This window comes from Streptococcus varani, assembly GCF_001375655.1.
GTDB lineage: Bacteria > Bacillota > Bacilli > Lactobacillales > Streptococcaceae > Streptococcus > Streptococcus varani.
This window is the reverse complement of the sequence record NZ_CTEN01000001.1, coordinates 91,863-107,221: the sequence shown is the minus strand read 5'-3', so window position 1 is coordinate 107,221 and position 15,359 is coordinate 91,863. Positions and strand designations below refer to the sequence as shown.

Genomic DNA, 15,359 nt, shown 5'->3' with positions numbered 1-15,359 from the left:
AAAGGAAATGCTATGAAATTTGAATATGGTTCAAAATCACAAGAATATGACGCTAGTGGTTCAGCGTCCACCACCAAAGTTACGTTAATCAATGCAGATGGGGCAATAGTCCCTATTTTTTTATCTCCTGATAAGATTGCTTTATCCAATACGGAGCTTTTTGAACTTGCTCTTGAGGTTATCTATCAAGAGAATTTCCCACAGCGTGCTGAAAATGAGAAGTTCAATGAGATTGGTGCAAAAATCGCCAAGTATGATGAACTGATTGAGAAGTCACAAAAGGCAATTGAAGACTTGGAGCAAGCGACAAGAGAAGCTAAACAAGGAACTATCAAGAATGAGCAGGCAGTAAACAACGCTGTATCTGAACTGACAGAGCTTGTGATGGGGGTTCTTGCTAATTTTGCACCAGTCGATAATGTGGAGGAGGTAGAAGATGAAGGACCTACTGAGTAACCTTGTTTTAGGTACAGCTTTAATCAAGAAAGGAAATTTTACAATGAAATTCACTAAAAAACATCAAATCGTTAAATCATGGGTAGCCCTTGTTGTTGCTGGCACTTACACAGTTGAACAGGTACCAAAACTTTTCAACTTACGTGATGTAGTAATCGAGGTGTTATCAGAGCAGACCACTGAGCCAAAGGGGGAGTAATATTTGAGACCTGAATACCAAGCGCTGATTACTCTCGTAGGGTTCATCATTACAGTTTATGGCTTTTATAATGTGCTGAAAGCTAAAAGTATTGAGCAAGCTACAAAAATCAATACTCTTGAGCTTAAAATCTCATTTTTGGAGCAGACCATCAAAGACCATACACGGCGGCTAGATGACCATGATAAACAAAATCAGGCGTTAGTAGCTATGACTGAACAGATGAAGAACCTGACAGAAGATGTCAGAGAACTAAAAACAATGATTAAGGAAAGGAATTAAATTCATGAAACTTAATTGGAAACTACGCTTTAAGAACAAGGCGACTTTGACGGCCATTGTCGCAACAGCTCTTTTACTAGCCCAACAGCTAGGCTTGAAGTTGCCTGACAATATCAATGACGTAGCCAATACAGCTCTTACATTGCTTGTCTTGCTTGGAGTTGTGTCTGACCCTACTACAGCTGGGGTATCAGACTCAGACAGAGCAATGACCTACACTGAACCTAAATAGGAGGCATAGCATGAGGAAATTAGGGAAAATTATCTTGATAATTGCAGGGGTACTATCGCTAGTACCTCTTTCTTTTTTACTCCTCATGCTTTCCCCTTTTATTCAATTATTTCTAAAGGAGGAAGACAATGGCAGTAAATATTGAAGTATCTATTGCCTGGATGACATCACGAGCTGGAAAAGTGACCTATTCAATGGACTACAGAAACGGACCAGGTTCTTATGATTGCTCTAGCTCTGTTTACTATGCCTTGATGTCAGCTGGAGCAATTACAGCAGGCTGGGCAGTAAATACTGAGTATCAGCATGATTGGCTCATCAAGAATGGTTATAAGCTCATTGCAGAAAACAAAGACTGGGACGCTAAGCGTGGTGATGTCTTTATTTGGGGTCGCCGTGGACAGTCTAGCGGTGCTGGTGGTCATACTGGTATCTTTGTAGACCCTGACAACATTATCCATTGTAACTATGCCCGCAATGGAATAACTATTGACAACTACAATCAGACAGCGGCAGCTAGTGGCTGGATGTATTGCTATGTTTACCGTTTATCTAATCAGTCATCAACCTCAACGGCTGGAAAAAGCCTTGATACCTTGGTTAAAGAAACCCTGGCAGGTGTTTACGGTAACGGAGATACCCGCAAGGCAGCTCTTGGCAATCAATATGAGGCTGTCATGGCAGTCATCAATGGCAAGGCTACGGCTAATCAAAAGACTGTTGACCAACTGGCTCAGGAGGTAATCGCTGGCAAGTATGGCAACGGTGAAGCTCGTAAAAAGTCGCTTGGTAGTCAATATGATGCAGTTCAAAAACGAGTGACGGAATTGCTCAAAAAACAGCCCTCTGAGCCGTCCAAGGCACAAGAAGTAAAACAAGCCCACGGAACCAAAACAATCCAAACTGAGCCAACTGGACAAGCTACAGCCACCAAAGAAGAAGGAGACCTCTCTTTCAATGGGGCAATCCTGAAAAAAGCGGTGCTGGACAAGATTCTGGCCAACTGTAAGAAGCATAACATCTTGCCTAGCTATGCCATCACTTGCCTACACTTTGAGGGCTTGTGGGGCACATCAGCCGTAGGCAAGGCAGACAATAACTGGGGCGGTATGACCTGGACTGGTCAAGGACAGCGTCCAAGCGGTGTCACTGTCACTCAAGGTTCCGCACGTCCTTCAAATGAGGGCGGTCATTATATGCATTATGCTAGTGTGAATGACTTTCTGACAGATTGGTTCTATCTGCTAAGAGCTGGTGGCTCTTACAAAGTATCGGGAGCTAAGACCTTCAGTGAGGCTGTCAAGGGCATGTTCAAAGTCGGTGGTGCTGTCTATGATTATGCAGCCAGTGGCTATGATAACTACATTGTAGGTATGTCAAGCCGTCTGAAAGCTATTGAGGCTGAAAATGGCTCCCTAGCTAAGTTTGATGTTGCTACCGTCGATAATGTCGGTAGCACGGATAAGATTGAGGTCAATATTGAGGGGATTGAAATCTCTATCAATGGTGTAACCTATACAATCTCTAAGAAACCAGTTTAGAAAGGATAAGCACCTTTTTCATAAGATAAAGTAAGCCCTTAGGTGTAACAACCTAGGGGCTTTTTTGCTTGCTCTGATAAAAAACGAGGGAAAATCAGGGGGATTTTTGGGGATTGACAAAACCTTTACGAATAAAAAAGTAAGGAGGTAATCAAAATGATAAAAATTAAACGTATAAAATTAGACCGTATTGAACACTCTGAGTATGGTGTAGAACACTGGTGCAAAGTTTATACCAGGTACAGAGGTCAATTTTTCAAAACTTGGCAGCTAGTTTTAGCTGATGATGAGTTAAATAGCTACCAATTAGCCTATGAATTAGTCAAGCGTATAAAGGAGGTGAAGGCGCATGTCAAGTCAGTATCAAAAATCAAGAAATTTAGTATCTTTAATTGAAATTGGGGAAATAGTTCCAGCTTTTGCGGAGGAGATGATTGTTATTCTCTTTGGAGAAACAGCTCCGCCAGAGTTGAGAGCAATCTCTGTGGTTCATGATTATAAAGCAAAAAATCTGGATGAAGTTGTTTTGAGAGTTGGGACCAAGCTTCAATTGGGAAATACCGAGTATACTATTTTGGAAGCTGGGAATGCAGCAAACGCCAACTTTCAGGAATTAGGACATGTAGCAATCTATATGAAAAAAGGAGATGAAGCTCTTTTACCAGGTTCCATTTTGGTAGAACCAGCCATCTTTCCGCAGTTAAAACCAGGGGATCCATTGAGAATCATCAACGACTAGGTCTAATCTATGGTATAATTCCTTTAGCAAAATTGAATAAAAGTTAGGATAGGTCGCATGGAAAATTATACAGAAAAAGATTATGTAAAAGTCGCTGTCATGTATTATGACGAAGGAATGACTCAAGCAGAGATTGCTCGAAAATTAGGAGTATCTCGCTCATTGATTTCTAAAATGTTGATTGATGCTCGAGAAGCTAAGATTGTTGAAATCTTTATCAACAGTCAGTCAGTTTTTACGACAAAGTTAGAGCGCGAACTAGAGCAACGCTTTGATCTTCAGGACGTGGTAGTAGTTGATACAGTTGGTTTGACACCAACAGAGACTAAACGAAAATTGAGTCGTATTGCTGCTAATTATCTCGAAGCTCATCTGAGGAAAAATCCTGATATCAAACGGATTGGGATTTCCTGGGGAGAAACTTTGCGTCAATTGGTCAATTACTTACCTTATGTCAATCACCCAAATTTTCATATTTATCCCTTGATTGGTGGAATGGGGAATGAGCATTTCTATCTTCACTCGAATCAATTAGTTCAAACTATGGCACAAAAGATGCGGGGAACAGCTCACTATCTTTATGTTCCAGCTATGGTTTCCAGTATCGCTCTCAAGAAAGAATTGGAGCTGGATTCGACCATTTCAAGAGTTCTTGAAGAAGGGAAGACAGTGGACGTTGGTCTTTTTGGAATTGCTTCCTTGGAAGAAAATTCAACCATGACAAAAACAGGCTATATTAGTCTAGAAGAAGCCAAGCAATTCAAGGAAAAATTAGGAGTCATTGGCGATATCAATTCGCAATTCTTTGACCAAGATGGAAATTCTATTCTTGGGATTAATGAACATGTTATGGGAGTCAGCTTAGATGCTGTCAAAGGGATTCCCACAAAAATTGTGACAGCGTACGGAATGGCCAAGGCATCAGCAATTCGGGTTGGTCTAAAAAATAAGATGGCTAACATCCTCATTACAACGGATGAAACGGCCCAAGCAATTTTATCGGAATAATCAAGGATAAACTATTTCCTCCCGAACGAAATAGTTTATTCTTACACAAGAAATGCAACCGCTTACTTGTTAAAGTGAGTGGTTATAAAAGGGGAATATCATATGAAAATTATCGAATGGTTTGGTGAAAACTTTATCGGTGTATTCCAAGCTGGTGGACAGCAATTTGTTGGTTACATCACAGGAATCGTACCACTTCTAGTAGCACTTCTGACCTTCACCAATGCTGTCATTGCCTTGATTGGTCGTGAACGTGTGGACCGTTTTATGAAGGCTAGTGCCAAATATACGCTCTTACGTTATACAGTAATGCCGCTATTAGCTGTATTAGTCCTGACAAACCCAATGGCTTACACATTCGGTCAGTTCTTGAAAGAAGAGGAAAAACCAGCCTTTTATGATGCGGCGGTTAGTATGGTCCATCCGGTAACGGGTCTCTTTCCATATGCCAATGCAGGGGAACTCTTTGTCTTCTTGGGGATTGCAAACGGGGTCGTTGAGGCTGGATATTCACAAGGAAGTCTGGCTGTTCGCTATTTCCTAGCAGGTATAGTTGTTATCTGTATTCGTGGTGTTGTGACAGAAAGAATTACAAAATTCTTGATGAACCGCGCAGCCTAGTAGAAAGTGAACAAGAGGTATAGAATATGTCAGAATTTAAAGCGGTATTTGTCAAACGTGGAGATAATGGTTGGGGCGATGGTCTTTTGGTTCATCCAACTGCTAGTAAAAATAAAATCGTATCTGTGACAGGTGGGGGGATTCATCCGGTAGCACAACGAGTAGCTGAGTTAACAGGTGCTCAGGCAGTAGATGGCTTTAAAAATGCCGTTCCAGATGAGGAAATTGCAGCAGCTGTTATCAATTGCGGCGGTACTGCCCGTATCGGTGTTTACCCAATGAAGGGAATATTGACTTTAGACGTTCTTCCATCATCACCATCCGGTCCGCTTTCTAAGCACATCAATGCAAATAACTTTGTTTCTGGTGTTAAGCCAGAATGTGTGGAGCTACAACAAGAGGGTGCTTCTCCTGAGTCGTCCCTTCAAGGTTCAGAAATGGAGAATAAAACAGCCTTCCAAGAAAGATATGCTGAAGTTAAGGCAGAACACAAAGCCAATCAGGAAGCCAGTGACAGTTTTCTCGTCCGCTTCTCTCGTGGCATCGGCAATATCATGGGGATCTTCTATCAATCTGGCCGTGATACAGTGGACATGTTGATTAAAAATATTATCCCCTTTATGGCCTTTATGAGTACCATTATCGGAATTATTAATTATACTGGTGTCGGCAATATGATTGCTAACCTACTTGAACCACTTTCAGGCTCCATTGTTGGTTTTATTATCATAGCTTTTATCTGTAGTATTCCATTTATTTCACCAGTCATCGGGCCGGGTGCTGTTATCGCACAAGTTATTGGAGTTCTGATTGGTACGCAGATTGCGCAAGGAACTATTCCGGTTACTTACGCATTACCAGCTCTCTTTGCTATCAATGCACAAGTTGGTTGTGATTTTATCCCAGTTGGTCTTTCTCTAGGTGAAGCGAAACCAGAAACAGTCTCTGTTGGTGTACCAGCAATCCTCTATAGTCGTGTTATCACTGGTACTTTAGCTGTTGTTATCGGTTGGGTCTTCAGTATTGGAATGTATTAAAACATCAAAGGTACATTTCTTTACCATGGATTTTGGGAATGACTATCTAACTAAACATTGTAGAACAAGAAGCTTAGATTTTAATTCCTAATTTGTCAATCATTGTACAGAGAAAAAACTTGATGCTATAATTATATTAAGCGCTTACAGTTTGAAAGGACAGTCTATGAAAGTTTCTTCAAAACATCTCTACCAAGTAGCAAAAGGTCAACATTTCGCGATTCCTCATGCTAATTTTATTGATTCGGACTCAGCCAGGGCTTATGTGACCGTGGCACAGAGACGTGGGTTACCCTTACTTTTGGCCTATGCTCAATCACACTCTTCTATTTTATCCTTAGAAGAAGCGGCAGCTATCGGAAACTATTATGCAGATTCGGTGGAGGTTCCTATTGTTCTACACTTGGATCACGGTGCGGACTTTGATTTCATCAAAAAAGCTATTGATTTGGGCTTTACCTCGGTCATGATAGATGCTTCTCAGGAATCATTTGAGGACAATATTGCCATCACCAAAAAAGTAGTAGCATACGCTCATGAAAGAGGAATTGTGGTGGAAGCGGAATTGGGCCATGTCGGGGCCAATGATACTTCAGAAGCAGATGAGGTTACGGACTCTGTTTACACGGAAGTGGCGGATGTTCAAGCCTTTATGAAAGCAACCCATGTGGATTCCTTGGCGGTTTCCATTGGTACTGCTCACGGTGTTTATAAGGGAATTCCTAAAATAAATTTTGATCGTTTGCGTGAGATCGCCGACTTAACGGATGTACCTTTGGTCTTGCATGGTGGATCTTCATCAGGGGATGAAAATTTAGGTCGTTGTGCGCGTGAGGGGATTACTAAAATAAATATTTATACAGACTTTATCGTGGCAGCCCTAGAAGCAACCCAGTCAATCCAAACAGATGATTACATTGTATCCAGACGAACAGCTGAAAAAGCCATGGAAGATGTTTTAGACCATTATTATGATGTTTTCGGAACTCAAAAAATCTAGGAGGAAAGAATGAACAAAGTTACTATTCAATCGCCCTTTTTCATGTTCAACCCTAAGTCCTATCTTTATGGGGAAGATATCCTTGAGATGGCTAAAGTGGCAGAAGAAATGGCGGTAAAATATCCACAGGTATCCGTCTTTATTACCTGTCCTTTTGCCAATATTAGTCAGGTAGCAGCCGTCACTGATAAAGCCATCGTCTCTGCCCAACATTTGGATGGAATCAAACCGGGACGGGGCATGGGACATGTTCTACCAGAAGCTCTCAAGCATGCTGGAGCCCAAGCCAGTTTCATCAACCATGCGGAGCGTCCCTTGACCTTTGATGAAATTATTAAGGCAGTCGAACGGGCAGACGAATTGGGGATTGTGACGATAGTCTGTGCCAATTCCCTCAAGGAAGCAAGAGCCATTGCTACCTTGGAGCCGGATATCATTCTTTGTGAGCCGACTGAGTTGATTGGAACAGGCAATACCAGTGATGTTTCCTACGTGACTAGCACCAATGAAGCCATTAAGGCTATCTCACCAAAAACCTTAGTCATGCAGGCTGCAGGTATTTCTAGTAGCCAGGATGTCTATGATGTCATCAAACTGGGTGCAGACGGAACGGGTTGTACCAGTGGGATTACCAATGCTGTCAATCCCAAAGAGATGTTTAGAGATATGGTGGCAGCAGCAGCCAAAGCCCATAAAGAAAAAGAATAGGAGGCTGGAATATGAAATTACACAAGGCGACGTTTACAGTGGAAACTCAAGCTGGGAAGGCTACCTATGTGGACATTACGCCTCAACTGCGACAAATTGTTACAGAAAGTGGCATCCAAGATGGCCTCTTGGCTATGATTTCCCCTCATACCACTTGTGCTGTATTTTTTGAGGAATTTGCTCATGACTATACCGATGATGGGGATGAATCTCTTCAAGCCGATCTTAACCATATCTTAAAGAAAATTGTACCCGACCACACCAGTGCCGATACTTACATCTATCCGGGGGAGGCTCACTACCGAGCTGTTGAAGCTTGGCCCAATGCAGCAGAGTACCTGCCTGAGGGGGATCGCAAAGCTCTTTGGAATGGAGATGCTCACCTTAAGGCGACCCTGATTGGTTCCAGTCAGTTAGTCGATGTAACAAATGGAGATTTAGGTGTGGGTAGCACCGGCTACTTCTATTTTGTGGATTATGATCAGACTCGGGCGCGAACAAGGAAGTGTCAAGTAACTGTATTTGGTATTTAATAACCAGAAAAAATCAATCAAGGCTAAGCGATTAAACCGCAGCTAGAATGAAAGTTTATCAAGTTGTGGTAAGAAAGTATGGTTTTGATGTTACAGTACATCGCTTTCTTTGGATAGATACACAAGCAGCCAACCCTAGGCTGTTTTTTTTTGAGCAAAAAATAGCTTGAGAATTTTTCTCAAGCTATTTTGGTGGCAAAACCCTTATTTAGTAATGTTTTCCCATTTCCAGTTTTGAACTTCAGGGATATCATCTCCATGCTCGCGGATGAAGGCTTTGTGGTAGGCAATGGTTTCATCCATTTTAGCTGCGAAGCTACTTGCTTCTTCACCAAGGGCAGCCTGGGCTGCATCTTGAGCGAGGTGGAAGCGGTCGAGCTCAGACATAACACGCATATCGAATGGAGTAGTGATATCTCCGTTTTCACGGTAGCCATGAACACGCAAGTTATGGTTGTGACGCGTGAAGAAGATGTCACGGATCATTCCTTCGTAAGCATGGAAGGCAAAGATAACCGGTTTGTCTTTGGTGAATACTTTATCGAATTCTTCATCAGACAAGCCTCGTGCATCGACACTTGGGTGGCGTAATTTGAGAATGTCCACTACGTTGACAAAGCGAATCCTCAAGTCTGGGAAAGCTTGGTGCAAGATAGAGATGGCTGCCAAGGCTTCCAAGTTTGGCTCGGTACCAGCTGCCGCAAAGACCACATCTGGCTCCTCATCTGCGGAAACAGTTGAAGCCCAGTCGATGACCTTGTAGCCTTTTTCCACTAATTCTTCTGCCTCATCTACTGAGTAAAATTGTGGACGTGGATGCTTAGAAGTGACAATCAAGTTGATCTTGTCTTCTGCCTTGAAAGCTTTATCCATAACAGCCAAGAGAGTGTTGCTATCGGCTGGCAGGTACTCACGGATAAACTCAGGTGTTTTTTCTGACAAGTGGGTTAAGATACCTGGATCTTGGTGAGTGTAGCCGTTGTGGTCTTGCTGGAAGACGGTTGAAGTAGCAATCAAGTTAAGAGCTGGGTAGTTTTTACGCCAGGTTGTATGGGTTTTAGACTTTCGCAACCATTTGAAGTGTTGGGTCACCATGGTATCAACGACACGCAGGAAGGATTCGTAGGATGCGAAGAAACCGTGACGACCCGTCAAGACATACCCTTCTAAGAGGCCTTCCGCCTGGTGTTCAGACAATTGCGAGTCGATGACGCGACCGACTGGGGCAATCCATTCATCATAAGAAGCATCACGACGGCCCATCCATTGACGGTTAGTCTTAGTGAAGACTTCTTGTAGGCGGTTGGATTTTGTTTCGTCAGGGCCGAAGATACGGAAGTTATCTGGATTAGCCTCAACCAAGTCAGCTGCGTACTTCCCGAATTCAATCATATCTTGGGCAATAATAGCGCCAGGTGTCTCAATGTCAAAAGCATGTTTTTTCCAATCAGCGGTATCCATTGGTTTGATGACACCAGCATTTGTGATAGGATTCATGGCCATGCGGCGCTCACCTTTTGGTGCGATTTCAGCGATTTCAGGAAGAAGACGACCTTCTTCATCAAAAAGTTCTTCCGGACGATAGCCTTTTAACCAATCAAGGAGAGCATCAATATGTTCCATGTGGTGGGCATCCACTGGGATTGGGACTTGGTGAGCACGCCAGCCGCCTGCGATTGGAGTACCTTGCCAGCTTTCAGGACCAGTCCAACCTTTTGGAATGCGGGCCACCAAAACAGGCCATGCCGGCATTTTCGCTTCTTCGGCAGATCCTTTACGAGCTTCAGTTTGGATAGCTTTGATTTCTTCGATAGCTTGGTCCAATTTCTCTGCAAAGAGAGCATGAGATGCTTCGAAATCGTTACTGATTGCGGTCACATTGGCAAAAATTGGGTTCCAACCTAGCCCTTTGAAGAAGAGTTCCAATTCCTCATCGGTTTTGCGTTCTAGAATAGTTGGATTGTGGATTTTACCACCATTGAGGTAGAGGATGGGAAGAACAGCACCGTCATTGACTGGATTGATAAAGGTATTGGCAAACCAACCTGCCATGAGAGGGCCTGTTTCTGCTTCGCCGTCCCCGATAACGGTTGCGGCGATGGTATCTGGATTATCTAAGATTGCACCAGTAGCATGGGAAAGGGCATAACCCAATTCCCCACCTTCATGGATAGAGCCTGGTGTTTCAGGTGCAGCATGGGATGCGATACCGCCTGGGAAAGAGAAGATTTTACAGAGCTCCTTGAAGCCTTCTTCGGTTTGTGGAATGTGTGGATTCAACTCTGTGTAAGAACCATCAAGGTAAGAGTTGGAAACCATCACCTGTCCACCGTGGCCAGGACCTTCAATGTAGAAGATATCTGCATCATACTTGTTAATAGCACGGTTGAGGTGTGCATAGATAAAGTTTTGACCAGGTACTGTTCCCCAGTGACCGATTGGATGCGTTTTCAAGTCGTTCTCAACAATTTCCCGTTTCAATAGAGGGTTATCTTTCAAATACATCTGAGCAGCAGAGATGTAGTTGGAAGCACGCCACCAGGCATCTACTTTTTTCAAATAGTCTGTCGAATCAAAGTTCGTGTTCATATGAATACTCCTTTTATTGTGTTTGTTTTCACAAGAAAAATATATCACTTTACTCTTTATAAGTCAAAAAAGATTTTACGAAAATTTACTCAAAAGTCCCCATTTTGAGAGAGAAATACTTCTTTTGAAAAGAAAAAAATGGATAAAAAACCACAAAAATTCGAGACAAAAAACTATGTTACTATATAAGAAGGAAAAATAATATTTGTAACCGATTTCAAAACTTCCAGATTAATGTGGAAGAAAGTTGATTTAAGTATAGGGAGGATTTGGTCTATAATGGGACATGTAAGAAAGAACGGAGGCGGGATTGATTTGAATACAAGACAATTTAGCGTATTACAAGATCTAGTCTCCGCTAGTGACTACATCACAGGACAAGCATTGTCTGAAAAATATGGAGTGTCTACCAAGACGATCTATAGTGATATCGCCATCATCAACGAAAAGCTAACAGCTTTCCGAGTTGAGATAGAAAAGAAACCTCGCTTGGGTGTGCAACTCACTTTGACTCCAGCCAAACGACGCAAAATTCTAGATTTTCTGGAACAGAGTAGTTTAGAGGTAGCGGATGAAGGTTCCCAAATTTTAAGAGAGTACGAGCTCATTAAAGAGTTGGTTCTAGATGGCAAGTCGATTGATATTATGGACTGGTCAGTCGAGCACTTCATTAGTGAAGCCTCTATTCGTAGGGATTTGGATAAAATCGAACCTCGACTAAAACCCTATCAACTTCAAATGATTAGGGGAGGTGGTTGCGTTTCCATAGAAGGAAGAGAGGATGATATTCGTAAGTTTTTACGCAACTACATCATTCAAAATTTCGATTTGGAGAACAATCAACTACCACAAGATTCTGGACTAACGATCTTCTTTCCCTTGGACAAGATTGAAACAGTTGTTAATATTGTCCAAAATTGTGCAAACGCTTACAACTTTCGGTTGGCAGAGTCTTATAGTATTTATCTGGTTTTGGATCTCTTGATTAGTGCTCACCGTTACTTACAAAATAATCTTATACTGGAAAATGTCTCCCCCCTTATACTGGTCGAAGATTTACCACAGTATGAAGTTTATGTTATTGCTAGCGAACTCATCAGTAAGACGACAGGTGTGCTGATGAATCTAATTCCAGATTCTGAGATTCGCAATATTTCTTATACCTTGTTGTCTGTTGGTTATGAACCCAAGTTAGCTGAACATCCAGATATGAAGAAATCTGTAGAGATTTTTATAAAAAGGGTCAGCAAACTATCAGGAGTAGATTTTACTGAAGATAGTCATCTCTATAACATGTTGGTCAATCATGTTCAACCAATGATTTATAGATTAAAAAGTGGTATCAATATAAAAAATCAAACAACAGAAGAAATTAAAACAAAATATAGTGTTTTGTACTATGTTGTCTGGCTGGCTTCCAAGACTTTATCTGAAGAATACAAAGTAGATTTTCTGGATGCTGAGATTGCTTTTCTGACAATCTACTTTGAAGTAGCAGTTGAAAAGTTAATCAAGCCACTAACCATTTGCGTCATTTGCCCACATGGTTTGGCAACCTCTGAGCTAATTATGAGTTCTCTCAAAAGAATCATTTCAAGTTTTGATCATATCATTCAAATTGATTTGCGTGATTTAGTGTCTAAGAAAGAAATGCTGTCTAGAGCAGATTTGGTCGTTAGTTCAGTTCGCTTAGAAAAAGTCAATTTTGACTACATCCATGTCAATCCTATTATGACAGCTTCGGAACTGGAGTTGATCCAACGGACCTACTCAGAATTAACAACCGGGAATCGAAATATGTTGTCAGTCATCCATGAGGATGGAGTATTTGCAAAGTCAGTTGTTCTAGACTTACTACAAGAGAATATATTGCTGGGTCAAAGTTGTAAAACGGTGGAGGAATGCATTGAGCTTATGGTCTCCAAGGCTTCTAAAAAGAATCGTAAGGATGAAAAGTTACTAACTTCAATCCTGGCTCGTGAAAAGATGGGACCAACCAGTGTCTACACTGGGATCGCTTTACCTCATGCTGATCCAACTTTTGTCAATGAGTCTCAACTGATTATGATGACCTTAAAGAAACCTATTAAATGGGGTAGTAATACCATCAAGGTGATTATGTTGATAGCCATTGCTGAAAAAGATGAGGAGCTATATAAGAAAGCTCTAGTTAGTCTATATTCTAAGATTGATAAACATGACTATATTGACAGTTTATGGAAAGCAGATAAAAAAGTGAAATTTATAGAGGAACTTTAAGGTTCCCTTTAATAGATTTAGAAAAAAGAAAGGAGTTTGAAGAGAATGACAGACTCAATTAAATTGCTGAACTATATTAGTGAAGACTTAATTTTTATAGATAAGGCTTTTAAAACAAGCGATGATTTATTCGATGCTGTTTCCGCCAAAGCTTTCGAACTTGGTAAGGTTCGAGAAGATTTTCTTCCTAGGGTTAAGGAAAGAGAAAAAACTTTCCCAACCGGTATTCAACTGGAAGAAATTGGCGTCGCCATTCCTCATACGGATGCCGAATGTGTCCTAGATGAGTTTGTCGCAGTTGTTGTCAACAAAGAACCTGTTGGCTTCAAGAGCATGGAAGATATCAATCAGTCGGTCGAGGCAAGTATTGTCTTTGTACTTGGTCTCAATCAACCCCATGCTCAACTGGAAATGCTTCAATCATTGATGGGATTACTACAAAATGAGACTATTTTGTCAGAAATCCAAGCAGCAACATCTACTCAAGATGTTTTAACAATCGTAAAAAATAACAATTTATAAAAGGAGAAATGTTATGGCTAAACTAAAAGTTTTAGTTGCATGTGGAGCAGGAATTGCAACCTCAACAGTTGTGATGAAACGAGTGGAGGATTTATTTAAGAAAAATAATATCGATGTTGACATTATTCAAATTAAGATTTCCGAAGCAAAATCAAGAGAAGCTGATGCACATATGTTGATTACAACCACAATCTTACCAGGAGAATTTAAAATCCCTGCTATTAAGGCAATGGCATATTTAACTGGTATTAATGCAGACAAGGTAGATGAGCAAGTTTTGTCTACTGCGCGTGAAATTTTAGGATAAAAAATTAAAAAAAGGAGAACGAACAATGAATGCAGTAAATGATGTTGTTCAGTATATTCTAGGATTAGGAGCATCTGTTATGCTTCCTATCATGCTTACCATTGTAGGTTTGATTTTCCGCCTACCATTTGGTAAATCCCTCAAATCAGGTCTAACAGTAGGGATTGGTTTCATTGGTATTAACTTAGTTATTGGTGTTTTGTCTAACAACTTGGGCCCTGCCGCACAAGCGATGGTTAAGAACTTTGGTGTTTCTTTAACTGTCATTGATACTGGTTGGCCGTCAGCTGCTGCAGCATCTTGGGCTGCACCAGTTTCTGCGATCATGATTCCAATCTGTGTGGCTGTTAACTTGATTATGTTGTTCACTAAAACGACCAAAACATTGGATATTGACCTTTGGAACTACTGGCATTTTATTGCAGCCGCATCAACTGGTTATATCGTAACAGGTGGTAACTGGTGGTTTGCAATTCTATGTGGTATCTTGTACGAAATCGCTTGTCTTCTTATTGCAGACTGGACAGCTCCGATGGTTGAAGATTTCTATGGGCTAGAAGGTGTAAGTCTTCCAACTGGTTCAACTAATGCCTTTGGTTTGATTGGTATTCCTGTTGGTATCTTGGTTGGAAAAATTCCTGGACTTAACAAAATTGATGTTAGTGCAGATACTATTCAAGAAAAATTTGGTATCTTTGGTGAGCCAATGATGATGGGTATCATTATCGGTGCGGTTATTGCAGCTCTTGGTGGTTATGATGTAGGTGGAATTATTACGATGGGTATCAATTTGGGTGCCGTTATGTTCCTTCTACCACGTATGGTTAAAATCTTAATGGAAGGTTTGATTCCTATTTCTGAAGCAGCCCGTGATTTCTTGCAAAAACGAAATGGCGATAGTGATCGTACTATTTACCTTGGTATGGATGCTGCTTTGACAACAGGTCACCCTGCTAACCTTGCAACTGGTTTGTTGCTCGTTCCAATTACACTTCTCATTGCGATCATCCTTCCTGGTAACCGAGTACTTCCATTTGGTGACTTGGCTACTATCCCATTCTATGTTTCATTCATTGTAGCACATAGAAAAGGAAATATCGTTCAATCTGTTATTACAGGCGCGATTGTCATTGCCTTTGCATTGTGGATGGCTACAAACTTTGCACCAGTCCATACAGAAATGATGAGAGGAGTTTATGAATTCCCAGCAGGCGCATCTCAAGTATCAAGCTTGGATATGGGTGGTAACGTTCTTAACTGGCTCATCCTCAAACTTTCTCAATTGTTTGCTGGTGCTCCATTATAATTTGTAAGCGATAACAGAAA

The 15,359-nt window shown here is 41.3% G+C and carries 18 protein-coding genes; 17 read left to right on the top strand and 1 reads right to left on the bottom strand.

Annotated elements, in window-relative coordinates:
- The first annotated feature begins 12 nt into the window (after window positions 1-12).
- From BN1356_RS00600 to BN1356_RS00540, 13 genes are all read left to right on the top strand, one after another.
- Window positions 13-456 carry a DUF1366 domain-containing protein gene (locus BN1356_RS00600; RefSeq protein WP_093649508.1) on the top strand — a complete coding sequence of 148 codons (444 nt, stop codon included), beginning with the start codon at window positions 13-15 and terminating at the stop codon, window positions 454-456.
- Window positions 437-655: a hypothetical protein gene (locus BN1356_RS00595; protein WP_093649506.1), complete on the top strand. Its 219-nt coding sequence runs from the start codon at window positions 437-439 to the stop codon at window positions 653-655. The genes BN1356_RS00600 and BN1356_RS00595 overlap by 20 nt, the downstream gene beginning before the upstream one ends.
- A 3-nt stretch (window positions 656-658) precedes the next feature.
- Window positions 659-937 (top strand): DUF7365 family protein, encoded by a 279-nt coding sequence (locus BN1356_RS00590; protein ID WP_077323269.1) that lies wholly within the window; start codon window positions 659-661, stop codon window positions 935-937.
- Between the two features lie 4 nt (window positions 938-941).
- Window positions 942-1,169, top strand: coding sequence for a phage holin (locus tag BN1356_RS00585; protein WP_077323270.1), 228 nt, complete (start codon window positions 942-944; stop codon window positions 1,167-1,169).
- Between the two features lie 128 nt (window positions 1,170-1,297).
- Window positions 1,298-2,710 carry a peptidoglycan amidohydrolase family protein gene (locus BN1356_RS00580; RefSeq protein WP_093649504.1) on the top strand — a complete coding sequence of 471 codons (1,413 nt, stop codon included), beginning with the start codon at window positions 1,298-1,300 and terminating at the stop codon, window positions 2,708-2,710.
- 156 nt (window positions 2,711-2,866) lie between these two features.
- Window positions 2,867-3,106 carry a hypothetical protein gene (locus tag BN1356_RS00575; protein WP_093649502.1) on the top strand — a complete coding sequence of 80 codons (240 nt, stop codon included), beginning with the start codon at window positions 2,867-2,869 and terminating at the stop codon, window positions 3,104-3,106.
- The gene (locus BN1356_RS00570; protein WP_093649501.1) at window positions 3,060-3,449 is read left to right on the top strand and encodes a PTS glucitol/sorbitol transporter subunit IIA; all 390 of its coding nucleotides are present in this window, start codon (window positions 3,060-3,062) and stop codon (window positions 3,447-3,449) included. Before BN1356_RS00575 ends, BN1356_RS00570 begins: the two co-directional genes overlap by 47 nt.
- Before the next feature lie 57 nt (window positions 3,450-3,506).
- Window positions 3,507-4,457: a sugar-binding transcriptional regulator gene (locus BN1356_RS00565; protein WP_093649500.1), complete on the top strand. Its 951-nt coding sequence runs from the start codon at window positions 3,507-3,509 to the stop codon at window positions 4,455-4,457.
- A 102-nt stretch (window positions 4,458-4,559) separates the two neighbouring features.
- Window positions 4,560-5,078 (top strand): PTS glucitol/sorbitol transporter subunit IIC, encoded by a 519-nt coding sequence (srlA, locus tag BN1356_RS00560; RefSeq protein WP_093649499.1) that lies wholly within the window; start codon window positions 4,560-4,562, stop codon window positions 5,076-5,078.
- A 26-nt stretch (window positions 5,079-5,104) separates the two neighbouring features.
- On the top strand, window positions 5,105-6,115 hold the full coding sequence (srlE, locus tag BN1356_RS00555) for a PTS glucitol/sorbitol transporter subunit IIB (protein ID WP_093649498.1): 1,011 nt from the start codon (window positions 5,105-5,107) through the stop codon (window positions 6,113-6,115).
- A 166-nt stretch (window positions 6,116-6,281) separates the two neighbouring features.
- Complete coding sequence (locus tag BN1356_RS00550) at window positions 6,282-7,115, top strand: class II fructose-bisphosphate aldolase (protein ID WP_093649497.1); 834 nt, start codon at window positions 6,282-6,284, stop codon at window positions 7,113-7,115.
- Window positions 7,116-7,124: 9 nt separating this feature from the next.
- Window positions 7,125-7,823 (top strand): triose-phosphate isomerase, encoded by a 699-nt coding sequence (locus BN1356_RS00545; RefSeq protein WP_093649496.1) that lies wholly within the window; start codon window positions 7,125-7,127, stop codon window positions 7,821-7,823.
- Window positions 7,824-7,834: 11 nt separating this feature from the next.
- On the top strand, window positions 7,835-8,356 hold the full coding sequence (locus BN1356_RS00540; RefSeq protein ID WP_093649495.1) for a YjbQ family protein: 522 nt from the start codon (window positions 7,835-7,837) through the stop codon (window positions 8,354-8,356).
- Between the two features lie 204 nt (window positions 8,357-8,560).
- On the opposite strand, the gene BN1356_RS00535 is transcribed toward BN1356_RS00540, so the two are convergent.
- On the bottom strand, window positions 8,561-10,945 hold the full coding sequence (locus tag BN1356_RS00535; RefSeq protein ID WP_093649494.1) for a phosphoketolase family protein: 2,385 nt from the start codon (window positions 10,943-10,945) through the stop codon (window positions 8,561-8,563).
- Window positions 10,946-11,224: 279 nt separating this feature from the next.
- Here BN1356_RS00535 and BN1356_RS00530 point away from each other — a divergent pair, with 279 nt between their 5' ends.
- The 4 genes from BN1356_RS00530 to BN1356_RS00515 are packed head-to-tail and all read left to right on the top strand — an operon-like array spanning window position 11,225 to window position 15,339.
- Complete coding sequence (locus tag BN1356_RS00530) at window positions 11,225-13,204, top strand: BglG family transcription antiterminator (RefSeq protein WP_245620270.1); 1,980 nt, start codon at window positions 11,225-11,227, stop codon at window positions 13,202-13,204.
- A gap of 45 nt (window positions 13,205-13,249) precedes the next feature.
- On the top strand, window positions 13,250-13,726 hold the full coding sequence (locus BN1356_RS00525; protein WP_093649493.1) for a PTS sugar transporter subunit IIA: 477 nt from the start codon (window positions 13,250-13,252) through the stop codon (window positions 13,724-13,726).
- Between the two features lie 13 nt (window positions 13,727-13,739).
- The gene (locus BN1356_RS00520) at window positions 13,740-14,033 is read left to right on the top strand and encodes a PTS sugar transporter subunit IIB (RefSeq protein ID WP_093649492.1); all 294 of its coding nucleotides are present in this window, start codon (window positions 13,740-13,742) and stop codon (window positions 14,031-14,033) included.
- A gap of 25 nt (window positions 14,034-14,058) precedes the next feature.
- Window positions 14,059-15,339, top strand: coding sequence for a PTS galactitol transporter subunit IIC (locus BN1356_RS00515; protein WP_093649491.1), 1,281 nt, complete (start codon window positions 14,059-14,061; stop codon window positions 15,337-15,339).
- Window positions 15,340-15,359: the final 20 nt, after the last annotated feature.